At 58.3% G+C, this 13,054-nt stretch carries 14 protein-coding genes; 6 read left to right on the top strand and 8 right to left on the bottom strand.

Annotated features, from left to right (window positions below):
- The first annotated feature begins 86 nt into the window (after positions 1 to 86).
- Positions 87 to 716 carry a glycosyltransferase gene (locus AC0V6K_RS06510; RefSeq protein ID WP_472625742.1) on the top strand — a complete coding sequence of 210 codons (630 nt, stop codon included), beginning with the start codon at positions 87 to 89 and terminating at the stop codon, positions 714 to 716.
- Positions 665 to 1,231, top strand: a complete 567-nt coding sequence (locus AC0V6K_RS06505) for a glycosyltransferase (RefSeq protein ID WP_472625740.1) — start codon at positions 665 to 667, stop codon at positions 1,229 to 1,231. The genes AC0V6K_RS06510 and AC0V6K_RS06505 overlap by 52 nt, the downstream gene beginning before the upstream one ends.
- On the opposite strand, the gene AC0V6K_RS06500 is transcribed toward AC0V6K_RS06505, so the two are convergent.
- The 8 genes from AC0V6K_RS06500 to AC0V6K_RS06465 all read right to left on the bottom strand — a co-directional run bounded on the left by AC0V6K_RS06500 (position 1,228) and on the right by AC0V6K_RS06465 (position 8,490).
- On the bottom strand, positions 1,228 to 1,926 hold the full coding sequence (locus AC0V6K_RS06500; protein WP_472625738.1) for a hypothetical protein: 699 nt from the start codon (positions 1,924 to 1,926) through the stop codon (positions 1,228 to 1,230). The genes AC0V6K_RS06505 and AC0V6K_RS06500 overlap by 4 nt on opposite strands.
- 1 nt (position 1,927) lies before the next feature.
- Positions 1,928 to 2,833: an FkbM family methyltransferase gene (locus AC0V6K_RS06495; protein ID WP_486172586.1), complete on the bottom strand. Its 906-nt coding sequence runs from the start codon at positions 2,831 to 2,833 to the stop codon at positions 1,928 to 1,930.
- On the bottom strand, positions 2,817 to 3,392 hold the full coding sequence (locus AC0V6K_RS06490) for an LbetaH domain-containing protein (RefSeq protein WP_472625735.1): 576 nt from the start codon (positions 3,390 to 3,392) through the stop codon (positions 2,817 to 2,819). Before AC0V6K_RS06490 ends, AC0V6K_RS06495 begins: the two co-directional genes overlap by 17 nt.
- Positions 3,393 to 3,487: 95 nt before the next feature.
- A complete protein-coding gene (locus tag AC0V6K_RS06485; RefSeq protein ID WP_472625733.1) occupies positions 3,488 to 4,117 on the bottom strand; it encodes an acyltransferase in 630 nt (209 codons plus the stop codon).
- Positions 4,114 to 5,523, bottom strand: a complete 1,410-nt coding sequence (locus AC0V6K_RS06480) for an O-antigen polymerase (RefSeq protein WP_472625731.1) — start codon at positions 5,521 to 5,523, stop codon at positions 4,114 to 4,116. Before AC0V6K_RS06480 ends, AC0V6K_RS06485 begins: the two co-directional genes overlap by 4 nt.
- A 24-nt stretch (positions 5,524 to 5,547) precedes the next feature.
- Positions 5,548 to 6,360 carry a sulfotransferase domain-containing protein gene (locus AC0V6K_RS06475; protein WP_486172585.1) on the bottom strand — a complete coding sequence of 271 codons (813 nt, stop codon included), beginning with the start codon at positions 6,358 to 6,360 and terminating at the stop codon, positions 5,548 to 5,550.
- Positions 6,357 to 7,652: a lipopolysaccharide biosynthesis protein gene (locus tag AC0V6K_RS06470; protein WP_472625727.1), complete on the bottom strand. Its 1,296-nt coding sequence runs from the start codon at positions 7,650 to 7,652 to the stop codon at positions 6,357 to 6,359. Before AC0V6K_RS06470 ends, AC0V6K_RS06475 begins: the two co-directional genes overlap by 4 nt.
- A 1-nt stretch (position 7,653) precedes the next feature.
- Positions 7,654 to 8,490, bottom strand: coding sequence for a sulfotransferase domain-containing protein (locus AC0V6K_RS06465; RefSeq protein ID WP_472625725.1), 837 nt, complete (start codon positions 8,488 to 8,490; stop codon positions 7,654 to 7,656).
- A gap of 273 nt (positions 8,491 to 8,763) precedes the next feature.
- Here AC0V6K_RS06465 and AC0V6K_RS06460 point away from each other — a divergent pair, with 273 nt between their 5' ends.
- The 4 genes from AC0V6K_RS06460 (at position 8,764) to gmd (ending at position 13,045) form a co-directional block, all read left to right on the top strand.
- The gene (locus AC0V6K_RS06460) at positions 8,764 to 9,729 is read left to right on the top strand and encodes a glycosyltransferase family 2 protein (RefSeq protein ID WP_472625724.1); all 966 of its coding nucleotides are present in this window, start codon (positions 8,764 to 8,766) and stop codon (positions 9,727 to 9,729) included.
- 94 nt (positions 9,730 to 9,823) lie between these two features.
- Positions 9,824 to 11,134, top strand: a complete 1,311-nt coding sequence (locus AC0V6K_RS06455; protein WP_472625723.1) for a UDP-glucose dehydrogenase family protein — start codon at positions 9,824 to 9,826, stop codon at positions 11,132 to 11,134.
- Positions 11,135 to 11,164: 30 nt separating this feature from the next.
- Entirely contained in the window at positions 11,165 to 11,920 is a 756-nt protein-coding gene (locus tag AC0V6K_RS06450) for a glycosyltransferase family 2 protein (protein WP_472625721.1), read from the top strand.
- 3 nt (positions 11,921 to 11,923) lie between these two features.
- Positions 11,924 to 13,045: a GDP-mannose 4,6-dehydratase gene (gene gmd, locus AC0V6K_RS06445; protein ID WP_472625719.1), complete on the top strand. Its 1,122-nt coding sequence runs from the start codon at positions 11,924 to 11,926 to the stop codon at positions 13,043 to 13,045.
- The last annotated feature ends 9 nt before the right edge of the window (positions 13,046 to 13,054 follow it).

The raw sequence follows: 13,054 nt of genomic DNA, 5'->3' as shown, positions 1-13,054 counted from the left end.
CCGTCTAGTCGCTTCGCACCTAACGGGGCAAGCGCGTTGTGCGGCGCGCTTGCAAGCTCAATGCAAAGCTGACAATTGCGCGGCTTATGCAGCCTTGGCCCGTCCATCATGTCGTGCCCTCCATAGCGGAGGAAGCCTCCGGCCCGTCCTATTCGGTGCCCGCGCTCGCTATGGCGACGGCGGAGCTGGATCGCGATGTGACGATCCACACCTCGCGCACCCGCTCGCTGCCCAATCCGGACGTTCGAGTGGAGATTTTCCCGCACTGGATGGTAGGTAAGCCGCTGCTGCAATCGGTCCATTACGCACCGGGCCTGCGCCGCAAAATGCGTGGCTTGCCAGAGGGCACGATCGTGCATGGTCATGGCTTGTGGCTGATCCCTAATGTCGTCAGCGCCGGTGCCGGCGCGCGTGAGGGGATCAAAGTCGTTCATGCGCCAAGAGGGATGCTGGGTTCGGGCGCGTTGTCGTTCTCTTCTGCACGCAAGAAGCTGTTCTGGCATGTCCTGCAAAAGCGCGCTGTTGCCCATGTCGATTGCTGGCACGCGACGTCTGAGAAAGAGATCGCCGATATTCGCGATTTCGGGCTTGCCCAGCCGATTGCCCTGGTGCCCAACGGCATCGACATCCCACCCCTCCCTCCTCCCACCCGCGCAAGAAGAAAGTGCTGTTTCTCGGACGCATCCATCCCAAGAAGGGGATCGATACGCTGCTGAAAGTCTGGGCGCAGATCGAGAATAGCTTTCCGGATTGGCAGCTCGATATTGCTGGCCCTGCCGACAATGAATTTGGCGCCGAGTATCGCAGTTTTATTGCCGAAAACGGCATTAAGCGCGCGCGGCTGACCGGCCCGCTTTATGGTGATGAGAAGGGTGAGGCCTACGCTGCCGCATCTTTGTTCGTGCTGCCCACGCTGGACGAGAATTTCGGGCTGACTGTGGCGGAAGCGCTGGTGCAGGAAACGCCCGCCATTGTTTCCCACGGAGCCCCTTGGGAAGGCTTGGCGAACGAGGATTGCGGCTGGTGGCATCCGATTGGTGAAGAGCCGCTGCGCGCTGCGCTGTCAGAGGCGATGGCGTCTTCACCCGAGCGTCTGAGCGCAATGGGTCATAAAGGCCGTGAATGGGTGTCGCGCGATTTTGGTTGGCCTTCGCTCGCGCAGCGCATGGAACGGGTTTATGATTGGCTGTCCGATCGCGGGGACAAGCCTGACTTTGTCGTGACCGACTAAAGTCCGAAGCGGTACAGGGCCGTCTTCATCTTCGACCGAGCTTTGCCCAGCAACGACCCGTATTGCCGCCCGTGCCCAGATGTTCCGCCCATCACCGGAAAGAACGAACCCCGTGACACCGCGAGCGCGCTATCGGCTGGATCGCGCAGAATAACAGAAAGCAATGCTTGCTCGATCCGTCCGCCCTTGCCTTCGATCAAGGCGAGGGCATCGGTGAGCAAGCGCCGCAAGGTCCCCGCACGCGCCACAAACACGCGCGTTTCGACATAGGGCAGCTCGTCGTAACCCGAGTCGCCTTTGCCCCAGACGTTGGGACTTACGAGGAAGAACTCGGTGTTTTCGGCCTGAAACGCTTTGAACGCGGCGATGTTTTCAAGCGTGCAGCGCGCGTGCATTTTGAAGATGAGCGTGTCGTCCGGCAGCGACTTAAGGCCAGCAAGCAGGTTGCGGCACTCGCCGGTTGAGGGATCGGCCGACTTTAGACTCGCATCATGAACCAGCTCGACGCCGTCAGACACTTTGGGTGGACGCACGCCATTGTCGCACACGATGATCCGGCACCCGTGTAGGTGCTCGCGAATATAGCTCAGATTGTGCAGCAGGTCGGCCTGCCGTTCGGGCGCTGCGTCTTCGGATGGGAAGGTGCACGCCGGCAACAGCACCACCGGTGCGTCGGAGGCGGCTCCGGTTGCCATGTTACTGCGCTGTTTCGAAAGAGCTGCGCGGCACGATGATTAGCGCAGGGCCAGTTGTTGTGATCCGGCCATCGCGGTAGTTCTTGTGCGCGAGCACGCCGGCGAGCGAGCCGTAATCATTGCTCATGCCGTCATGGCCTTCGATGAAGACGATAGGTGCATGACTCAGCCAATCGGCGGGTTCTTCGCCCTCGCCAAAAACAACCGACTCCGCTCCTTCGATGTCCATTTTGAGGATGAAGAGATCTTCCTCGCGGCCATCGAGAAGCGTTTTCATGGTGATCGCTTCGATGCCCTCACCCGCGGACGTATTTTCACCCACGCGCCGCGCCGAAGCATCGACGGAATCCTCGAGGAACACGGTGGTGTCTTCCTTCCAGACCGCTGCCTTGCGGAAAGTGACACCTGAAAGGCCTTTGGTGTTGTTCTTGGCGATGGCGAGGCTGTCATCGGCGGGTTCGATCGCGATAACATCGGCTTCGGGGAAGAAGTGTTTAAACTGACGCGTGGCAAGGCCGACATTCGCGCCCGCATCCACGATCAGAGGGGTGCGGCCTGCTGCGCGAATTGCGTCATATTTGGCCTGCGCCAATTCGCGGATGCCATGCGCGTCCAGATCGTAATCCTGATTGACGAAAATCTCGCGGAACGTGGCGAGGTCAGAGGTCCGGGGGCGCAGGTTGATTTCGCCATAGCCGGGAACGCTGGTTGTCTTTGCTTCGCCGGACATCATGCGAAACTTAACCTGATGCTCAACCGCCATCAGCAAGCCACGCGCGCCAAAGCGCTGCAGATATTCGCCAGCGCGGATCAAATTGGTTGCCAGAGCTTTCATCATACTCCCCGTTGGGATGTCATTGGTGTTCAGGTGATCGCCAAACGGCGCGAGATCATTCGGCGGGGTCAAACCCCATTTTGATGGCCGACGGGTCCCGTTCTTTAACCGGCTTGGCCGGATTGCCAACGTAAACCTTCCAGCCTTCCGTGTTCTTTGATGCCACTGCGCGTGCGCCAAGAACAGTGCCATCGGCCAGAGTCACGCCAGGACATACGAATGCGTGCGCCGCGACCCAGCAATATTCGCCGATGGTGATCGGCGCCTGCGTCAACGGGAAGCCCTTGACCGAGACATCGTGGCTCGCCGCGCACAGCTCCGCGTCTTGAGAGACAATGGTCCATGATCCCAGCGAAATCGGCGCGACATTATAGACGTTGACGCGGTCCGCGATCATCGAGTGATCGGCCAGAGTGAGATTGGGCGGATACCAGACTTTCGACGTTCCACGCACATCGCATGGACTGCCGACCTTGGCGCCGAACAGTCGCAGGACCGCGCTGCGATACCGCCACATGAAGGGTGGACTCCACCGGCACAGCACGAACCAGCTGATATTCCAGAACAGCCGGAACAGGCGGTGCCCCAGCGAAAATGTCGCGGCGCCTTCAAGGGGAGTGCGGGTTGCCATCAGCGTTGTGCGCTCCTCTCGTTGCGTGTCTTGAGTGAAATTGTGCGAGTGCGAACTGGCGGCGACTTAACCGCCTATGCGCCGCGTTACAACAGTCACGTAGCGGCGTGTTCGGCCTGTTTCGCAGCGGGAGACGGACTGTCAGTCTTGTCGCCAAACCCTTCACGATAACCGACAATCTTGCCGGGTGACCCGACCACAATCGCGCCATCGGGCACATCACGTGAAACTACCGCGCCCGCGCCGATCACGGCCCAATCGCCGATCCGCTTGCATTTGGGCAGAATAACCGCGCGCATCCCGACCCAGGCGTTGGCCCCGATCTCTTTGCCATAAACCTTTGGCTTCGATTTCGGATCGAGGCCGTGATCGTGCGTGTAGATGACCGATTCCTCTGAAATCAGAGTGTTCTCGCCAATGGTCAGCGGGCCAGTTACATCCAGCGCGACATTCACATTGATTTGCGCCTTGTCCTTGACCGTCAACACCGCGCAATCATCGTCTGCGGTAGTTCCGACCCCGCTCCAGATCAGGCAGTTCGCCCCGATATGAACCTGCTTGGGCTCCATAAACCGCACCGAATGCATCACTTTGGTGCCCGGACCCATGCTGCCCACGGTCAACCGGTGCGTCTGCGTCGCCAGCGTGTTGCGGATCCTGCGCCAGACAGCAGCCGCAATTCTCGGACCCATCAGCAACGGCCCGCCAAGTCGTCTGGTGTTCATGATTGCACCTTGTTCAAAACGGGTTGGTAGCGTTGCGTCGTTGTTCGCGCTCGCCGTTTCTTGCGCCCGCGCAGGAACGGCCTTCCGAGCAATTTGATGATAGCCATGATGATAATTGCCTTCACAATGGCTGTGACGAACGATCCTGAGAACGACGATTGCAGTGTGGCGATAATAAACGGCACTACAACGATCGGATACATCCATAGTCCGGCCCGTTTGCGTACGCCTTTGGCGGAGAGTGTGAGGATTTCCAGCCCGCGATACAAAGACCCGAGCAGGAATCCGACAATCAATCCCCACCAGCCAAAATTGATGAACGCTTCACCGGGCCCCGTGGGGTTAACTCCGCCGATAGATCCTTCGATGCCGAGGATCTCACGCTTCATGTAGGGCCCCATGCTCACCGCTGGCTTATCAGGCCAGAACGCGCGCGGGATCCATGCGTAAGTCCAGTAGGTGTAGCTTGCTCCCCAGAACCGATCCCGCTCGTCAGCAAGCGCGATGATCAGGATCGGAGAGTTCACATCGAGAAAATATGTCGAGCCAACGATTTGCTCGATGGCAGGCATCACTTCAAAGCGCGCTTCTTCGGTTGATCCGCGGCTCATCCGGAAGGTTGTCATGGCTACGAAAAGAGCAAGCGCAACCACGCTGGCAATTGCTGCGAGCCCCAGTTGGCGCGGAGTGAAACGACGACCGAGAAGTACGGTGGCCATCATGATAGTCATCAGCGTTGTAACGAGGGCAAAACGCTTACCCTGTGTCAGGATCAGATAGAATTCGAGGCCCAGCAGCGCAAAGAGGACGAGGCTCGTCTTGCGCGTCACTTGCTGCCGCACGAGAAACACGACCATCGCCAAAGTTGGGACAACCAGCAGGCTCTTGATCGCAGCGTCCGACGCTCCGAACTCGCTTTGCCCCTCAATGCGGGCGATCTTGTTTGAATTTAGACTGTCGAGCGTTTCCACGTTCAGAGCTGAGCCTAATCCACCAAGCCCGCGTGCAGCCAGAAGATAGGCGAGGACAAGGCCGGCCATGCCGAATGCTGCGATCGCCAATAGCCGCACATTGCGCAGCTGCAAAACGGCATCGCGGCGCTCGTCGATTGTCGAGAATTTGAACTTTCGCGGGCTGGCCACAGCGTATCCCACGCACAGCAGCACCACGAAGCCGAGCATGAAGAGGTAGCCGAGATAGACCTGGCGGTCATCGTTGAGGAAGTGCTCGTAAAACAGCACGCCGCCGAATGAGTAGAACCAGATCGTCTTCAGGAACACGCCGAAGAAGACGAGATAGGCGGTGATATGCAGCGGCGAGAAATAGCGGATCGCGCCAAGACGGTTTGCCGTCAGCAGCGGAATCAGGAATGCGAAGAACGCGATAAGGATCAGTGGAAAGCTCATGCCGCCCTGCTTTTTCGCCCTTCCTTACTCATATCCAGCCAAATCCATCTCTCGTTGCATATCAGTGGCCATGGCTTTGGCAACCGCAGGGTCCAACTCGTCGCGCCACGAACCAATGATGCCGCGCCGCTTTGTCGAAGTGTTGTTGGCGTCTCCGCTGCTCCTGCCGGTTTGCGAGGCGAAGGAGTTTCGCTCGATTGCGAACTCGATGACGCTGTCAGGTACAGTCTCCTCGCTCAATCGCGGCAATGCCTTGGCGAGCGTCTCTGCGGGGATGGTGTGCATGTCTTCATAACGGATCACCGTCACATGCGATGACGTGCTTTCCAGAAACGGGCGCACATGATCCTGCCAGCCGACCCGTGCTCCGACAGAACGCGTCTTCCACTCGTTGTAGAATGCAAGCCCGCGTTCGGAGAGTGCACTGGTCGTGTCGGTGATCCCTTCGAGCGAAGGGTGACGCGAAATGGTCTTGCGCTTCAAGCTCGGCGCACCGTCGGTCACGATCCGTGCAGTTTGGTGGAAGTGTGAGACGAAGATATCGCGTGGATCGCGCACGACATAAACGGTCGGGTGATCGGTCAGCCGGTGATCATGGTTATGGATGATCGATTTGAACGTCACCGGCAGGCGCGCAAAGCGCGGTGCGGGAAGCTGCAGTGCATCGGCAAGGATATCGCGAATCCAGTTGCCACCCGACCGGGGAAACTCTGTCAGGATCAGGAATTTCGGCTGGCCCGGCCGCAGGCGAGCCCATTCATAGTTGAGCCGCGCCGACGCGGTCACCATGAAACGTCCCATTCGGGTTGTGGGCCGCGGATTGGGAATTCCGATCACCTGTTTCTCCTTGTCGCCATGGATGTGACGGCGGCGATTACCGTGGTGTTGATCTGTAGCTCTTTCCAAATGCGCCAAGCAGTCACCGCATTGGTGACCAGTGCGGCCGACAGAACGGCAATGGCCAGACCGATCTGGCCGAGAGACGTCGCAAACACGAAAACGAGCGTGATTCCAAGTCCCAATCCCATCGAGCGCGCCATGAAGGCGACCTTCTCGCGGTTGGTTTGCGCGGCGAGGGCGAGGTTCAAGCCGAAGGCCAGATTGACCAGATTGCTGCCCGCCAGCAGCGCGAACACGAACCATGCTGTTTGCCGATCAGCCACCTCATAGAAATCGAACATGAACGGCATAGCGATCACCAGAGCCGCCAGCAGCCCAAGCCCTGGCAGGACGCCCCAGATAACGCCGGTGGTGCAGTCTTTGCGGATCTCGTCGATCTGGCCTTGCGCGTAATGCTTACCCAGCCGTACGATATAGGCCCAGTTGACGATGATCTGCGGCATACCGACGAGGTTCGCGAGCCGTTTCACGATTTGGTAGGTACCGAGGTCTTCTTCCTGCAGGAAGAAGCCACCGATAAAAAGGTCAAACTGTGCGGTGCCCATGCCGACAATGGCGCTGCCCCAGAACCCGCTTTGGCCTCTCAAGCGCTCTCCATCGCCTTCGCGCCACAGCTCTGCATTGCGGCGAACCGCCACGGCAATAGCGGTCAATGCGACGAGCAAGCCGACAATGGCAAAGACCAGCAGAACACCGGCTGGCGTTAGGCGGTCGAATATGAAGAAGTCTGCGGCGACCACCATCAGAATAATCGCTTGAGGCCCGGCATCGCGTATGATCATGGACGCGGTTTGCCAGTCATTGAGGCGCAGCGGTGTGGCGCTGTGCGACAACGCGATGAGTGCGCCTGCAGCTGCACAAACACACAGCATTTCGGTTACGCCGATATTGGCGAAGACTGCGGTGCCCGCAAAGCCGAAGGCAGCAAGGGCCAAAACCCCGGCGCAGGCCATCAGCATCAGCGACGGATAGCCAAAGGCAATGCGCACAGCCTCCGAGCGCGTGACGCCGCGCGCCGGATCGCCTTGCCGCGCAGATCCTTCGCGCATTAGATAATTGACGCTCCCGAGGCCCGCGAAAGCAGAGAGCAATTGCGCCGAAGCCCACAGGAAGACGAAGGAGCCAAACTCGGCTGGTTCCATCAATGCTGCGACGATCAGAAGCGACGCGAAGTTCAGCCCGACAATCCCGCCCCGGGTAACAAACAGACTGACCAGACGGGCGCGCATGTTATTGCGGCCAGTGATCGACGTTGACGCCCAGCGCGTTCAGATCGCTTGCGACGTGGCTGAGGCGACTGCGCAGTTCGGCTCTGGTGCCTTCGGAAAGGTTCACCTTCGGATTGTTGGCCGGTTTCGTCAGCGTCTTGCGCAGCGCCGATCGCACAAATTCGGGCACCAGCCCGCGGATCTTCTGGCGATAAACCGTCTTGGAAAGAGTGTCGCCGATCCAGCCCGCCCGCATGGTGCGCAGGTTTTCACGGGAATTGGAGACCTCGTCGCGCTCAGGCAGGCGGTTAGCGTCCAGACCGATAAACTCCGCGATTGCGCTCACCGTTTCGCGCCGCTTTCCAACGAAATCGTCAAAGCGCACAATCATCACCCGTTCGCGGCCAAAAGCTTCGATCCATGGTGCGATCTGGCGTCCATAATCGCTCCAGCTGACAAAGCGGCTTTCCGAAAGCGCGGCGCTTTCCGCTGTTTCTGGAGTGATCCGCCGCGCCGCGATGTCATGCGCCAGATGGCTTTCAATCCGAGCGATCGGCTCGCGCACGAGATAAATGATCCGGCCTTTCGCGCCCAAAGCGTCGCGCGCCAGATCGGCGACGGGATCAAACTCGGGGACCATTGTGTAAAACGTTGATGCTTCGCCGCGGATCTTCGCTGGATCATCACTGCCAAAATGGCCGCGCCACATGGATAGCGCTTCCTCGCTGTCGGCGCAGCGATGCAGAATGTCCGGCTCCTTGTCGCTCGGCATCACGACATCGGGGTGCACGGCCAGGTCGTCATAAAGGGTGGTTGTCCCCGCCTTCATCGCACCGATTATCAGGAAGTTTGGTCGCATCAGCCCAAAATCATTCTAATCCGGCCAGTTGCCGGACTTTCCCGAGCCGGGTGTCAGCACGCCGCTCTCGACCGCATTCTCTTAATAAGGCGATTGTCGCAAGTCTATTCTGGGAGTTGGCGCTGAGGGTCTTCTCATACGTATTAAGAGGCCTGCATTGGAGTGCTGGGGGTGGGCAAGTGCGCGCTGTGCCTCTAAGGGAGCGATCGAAATGATGCAGCGCAGCAAAATAGTGCCAAATGCCGTTGTCACTTCTGGGGCAAGCCAGCGGTCATGAGCGTCACCTTCGTCATCCTGACATACAATGAAGAGCTGCACATCGCGCGTGCGATTGCCTCTGCGCAGCCGGTGGCGGACAAAATTGTCGTCGTTGATAGCGGCTCAACCGACGCGACGGTGGAGATTGCGCAGTCGCTGGGCGCATCGGTGCTCTCGAACCCATTTGAATCCCAGGCACAGCAATTCAATTGGGCCCTTGGTCAACTGTCAGCCGATACGCAGTGGGTGTTCCGCCTTGACGCGGATGAGGTCCTCAGCACTGAGCTCGCTAACGAAATTCGTGAGAAGCTGCCGCATGTTGAAGAGGGCGTTGCGGGCATATGCCTATCTCGCCGGATGAAATTCATGGGCGGCGATATTCGATGGGGCGGGTTGTTCCCGATCCGGCTGGTCCGGCTGTTTCGCCATGGCCGTGGGGTCAGCGAAGACCGTTGGATGGACGAGCATATTGTGGTCGATGGCCCTATTGCCGATTTCAGTGGCGAGATCGTCGATGACAATCTCAACTCGCTGACGTGGTGGGTCGCGAAGCACAACGCCTATGCCTCGCGCGAGGCGATCGAGATGCTCAACCTCGAATTTGGCTTTATGGAGAACCGCGCCACTGCAGGCTTGCAGGCTTCGAAACAGGCGCAGGGGAAACGGTGGATCAAGGAGAAGGTCTACGCTCGCTTGCCCTCTGGGATCAGAGCCACCACATATTTCCTGTACCGCTATGTCTTGCGATTGGGCTTTCTTGATGGTCGCAAGGGCTCAGCGTTCCATATTCTTCAAGGCTTCTGGTACCGTTATCTGGTTGACCAGAAGCTCCTTGAAGCAAAGGATTACATGAAGAAGAACGGAGTGGACGCGTCTATCGCTGCCGCTCAAATTTTGGGATTTGATGTCACGAAAGTCCCGCCGCCAAAATCGCCTCGCAATAAGGAACAAAGTCTGGATACCACGACATCTGGAGACTAAGGCCACCTGCGAAGCGGCAAAACACCCGTTTGCAGAGTGCGAATATGCTGCGGGAACTGAATTGCGTGATGATACAAGACCGAGGAATAACTAGATGAAAATTGCAATGGTTGGCTCGGGCTATGTTGGCCTTGTGTCTGGAGCATGTTTTGCGGACTTTGGTCACGATGTTGTCTGCATCGACAAAGACCAGTCGAAGATTGACCGCCTGCACGAAAACATCATGCCCATATACGAGCCGGGCCTCGATGCTCTGGTCGAAAGCAATGTGAAAGCAGGGCGTCTGTCATTCACCACCGATCTGGCTGAGGGGATTAAGGGCGCAGACGCGATCTTTATCGCTGTCGGCACGCCTAGCCGCCGCGGCGATGGCCATGCGGATCTGTCTTTCGTTTATGCCGTCGCCAAAGAAGTGGGCGAAACGCTTTCCGGAGACGCGGTTGTCGTCACCAAATCCACCGTCCCAGTGGGCACAGGCGACGAAGTGGAACGGATTATCGCCGCCACAGGCACGCCGCATAATGTCTCGGTTGTTTCCAATCCCGAGTTCCTGCGCGAAGGCGCGGCCATTGGTGATTTCAAGCGCCCTGACCGCATTGTCATCGGTGCCGAGGATGAGTTTGGCGAGAAGGTGATGCGCGAGGTTTATCGCCCGCTCTATCTGAACGAGTCTCCGATCCTCTTCACCTCGCGCCGCACCAGCGAGCTGATCAAATATGCCGCCAACGCCTTCCTTGCGACCAAGATCACTTTCATCAATGAAATGGCTGATCTGTGCGAGAAAGTCGGCGCGAATGTTCAGGATGTCTCTCGCGGCATCGGCATGGACAACCGCATCGGCGCCAAGTTCCTGAATGCAGGTCCGGGTTATGGCGGATCGTGCTTCCCCAAAGACACGCTGGCGCTGCTCAAGACGTCAGAGGACTATGACAGTCCAACCCGCATTGTTGAGGCAGTGGTGAAGACGAATGACACGCGAAAGCGCGCGATGGGCCGCAAGGTCGTGGATGCGCTGGGTGGGCCGGATGCGGCCCGCGGAAAGAAAGCGGCTTTGCTGGGCCTGACATTCAAGCCCAACACCGATGATATGCGCGATTCCTCTGCGATTGCGATTGCCCAGACGTTGACAGACGCGGGTGTTGAGGTTGCAGCTTACGACCCAGAGGGCATGGAAATCGCCGCGCCGCTGATGCCAGAAGTGAAGATGTGCAACGATCCCTATGAGGCGATCGAAGGCGCCGACGCTACCGTGATTGTGACCGAATGGGATGCGTTCCGCGCGCTTGATCTGGACAAGGTCAAGGCGACCGCCAGCGCTCCAGTGCTGATCGATTTGCGCAACATCTACAATCCCGAAGATGTTCGCCGCCAAGGCTTCGAATATTCCAGCATTGGCCGGGTCTGACCCAGCCATCAGGAATCTGATCAAGCGGCCATGAAAATCTCCGTTGTCACCGCAGTCTTCAACCGTGCGGATACCGTCCGCGCGGCGATCGACAGCGTTCAGGCGCAGACATATTCCAATGTCGAACACGTAATTCAGGATGGTGGTTCGAATGATGGAACGCTCGACGTGGTTCGTGCGGCGGCAAATGACACGACCAAGCTGATCACCGAGCGCGATCACGGCATCTATGATGCGATCAATCGGGGCATAGGAAATGCCAGCGGCGATGTTATCGGCCTGATGCATTCGGACGATATGTTTGCCTCATCAGACGTGCTCGATCGGGTCGCGCAGGCCTTCGCAGACCCAGAGGTGCATGGCGTTTATGGCGATCTTCAATATGTCGCCGCCGACAATCCGGATCGTGTGATCCGCCATTGGGACTCGGGCGAATACAAGCGCGAGAAATTGAAGCGCGGATGGATGCCGCCGCACCCGACCCTTTATCTGCGCCGCGAGGTGTTCGATGCGCACGGGCTTTACGATACGTCGCTTCAGATCGCTGCCGATTATGATGCGATGCTGCGTTATCTGGTGCGGGGCAATATTACGCTCGCATACATTCCTCAGGTGCTGGTCAAGATGCGCGTAGGTGGCGAAAGCAACCGCTCGCTTGAACGCATCATGCAGAAAAGCCGCGAGGATTTAACCGCTATCCGCCGCAATAATGTTGGCGGGATGGGCGTTCTGATTTCGAAAAACCTGCGTAAAGTGGGACAATTCTTTGTGAAGGACCAAGGCTGAACCATGGGCAAGACCGCACTGATCACAGGCGTTACGGGGCAGGACGGCTCCTATCTCGCGGAGTTCCTGCTCGAGAAAGGGTATGAGGTCCATGGGATCAAACGCCGCGCGTCGAGCTTCAACACGCAGCGGATCGATCACATTTATCAGGATCCGCATACGCCCGACCCCAAGCTGAAGCTGCACTATGGCGATCTGACCGATACATCGAACCTGACGCGCATCATCAATGATGTGCAGCCGGATGAGGTGTATAATCTCGCGGCGCAAAGCCACGTTGCGGTGAGCTTTGAATCGCCTGAATACACCGCCGATGTCGACGCGCTTGGCACGCTGCGCCTACTGGAATCGATCCGCTTCTTGGGCCTCGAGAAGAAAACCCGCTTCTATCAGGCATCTACCTCCGAGCTATATGGTTTGGTGCAAGAGACTCCGCAGAAGGAGACCACGCCGTTCTATCCGCGCTCGCCCTATGCAGTGGCGAAGCTCTATTCATACTGGATCACGGTGAACTATCGCGAGGCGTACGGCATGTATGCCTGCAATGGCATCCTGTTTAATCACGAGAGCCCGCGGCGTGGTGAAACCTTTGTGACGCGCAAGATCACGCGCGGCCTCGCCAATATCGCACAGGGTCTCGAGAGCTGCCTTTACATGGGCAATATCGATGCGCTGCGCGATTGGGGCCATGCGCACGACTATGTCCGAATGCAGTGGATGATGCTGCAACAGGATGCGCCGGATGATTTCGTGATCGCCACCGGCGTCCAGTATTCGGTGCGCGAGTTTATCACCTGGTCGGCCAAGGAGCTGGGCATCACGCTCAAATTCAGCGGCGAGGGCATTGATGAAATCGGCACGATCGCTGCTATCGAGGGCGACAAAGCGCCCGCGCTGAAGGTTGGCGATGTGATCGTGCGCATCGATCCACGCTATTTCCGCCCCGCAGAGGTCGAAACGCTGCTAGGCGATCCCGCCAAGGCCAAGGAAAAGCTTGGTTGGGTTCCGGAAATCACCACCCAGGAAATGTGCGCGGAGATGGTCGCTGCCGACCTCAAGGAAGCGCAGCGCCATGCTTTGATGAAAGAGCACGGCTTCGAACTGCCGGTCAGCATCGAAAACTAAAGGACGCAG

It is taken from the genome of Erythrobacter sp. S43, assembly GCF_057364955.1.
This window is presented reverse-complemented; position numbering and strand designations above follow the sequence as displayed.